This is a genomic window from Photobacterium nomapromontoriensis (assembly GCF_050336815.1).
In the GTDB taxonomy this organism is placed as follows: Bacteria; Pseudomonadota; Gammaproteobacteria; order Enterobacterales; family Vibrionaceae; genus Photobacterium; species Photobacterium nomapromontoriensis.
Genome location: NZ_JAKJSL010000102.1, coordinates 1 through 824, shown reverse-complemented (window position 1 = coordinate 824; position 824 = coordinate 1). Strand labels below are relative to the sequence as shown.

The window sequence follows — 824 nt, the reverse complement described above, 5'->3', positions numbered from 1 at the left end:
GAATTACTATTTACTCTTTGGCAGCTTTGAGGATGGGGAAGGTTCTTTTGGGGAGCTAGAGCCACAGAAACTGGACTTTTACCATCCCTCTTATTCGCTACACAAGAAAGTATCCACATTAAAGGTTAGTGAGTGTTACGAAGAACGGGGTATGTCCGATTTTCTCAAAATAGGACTTGGAAAATTAGCCAGTGCCAAGGTACAACAAGTGTTCTTTGAGCATGGCTTTACTGGCATTCAATTTTTACCTGTGGTGGTAAAAAATGAACAAGAATACACTGATTACGCATTCATCAATCCGATTGCACACTATGACTTACTTGATCCTGTAGCATCTGAAGCTGAGGATTTTTGTGACTCGATTGGCGGTTATTCATGGATTTATAAACCACTTATTGATCGAAAAAAACTTAATGAAACGAACTTCAAACATGATTGCTTCACGCTATCGACCATAAAACAAGATTATTATGTAAACGAAACGGTAAAATTAGCCCTTGAAGCCGCTGGCGTGAAAGGCATTACCTTTATGCCAATGGAGTTTTCATCATGATCCAGCAAGCTTATAAACAACCGGGGTTATTGGCAGACAAACCCAACACCACGATTTTTCCAATGATGAGCGATGTCGTTTTGGTGTTTTTCCCAACCCCGGGCGTATTTATGCGCGACAACCTCTCCGTACCAGAATCATACGCGGCACAACCTGTTGTCTACTACGATGAGAATAGCGTCCCGCTTGATGATATGTACGTCTTCATTCCTGCGGTTAAACTTGAGCACTATCAAGGCACAGGGTTAGCATACTCGGAAAATACGCACGC

Annotated in this window: 2 protein-coding genes; both read left to right on the top strand. The window is 42.0% G+C overall.

The features are described 5' to 3' along the window. The coding region (locus tag L4D12_RS25500) for a hypothetical protein (protein ID WP_428450589.1) at nt 1-553 on the top strand (553 nt) is incomplete at its 5' end. Beyond that, nucleotides 550-824: hypothetical protein (locus L4D12_RS25495; protein ID WP_428450588.1), on the top strand; the 275-nt coding region annotated here is incomplete at its 3' end. The genes L4D12_RS25500 and L4D12_RS25495, both read left to right, overlap by 4 nt.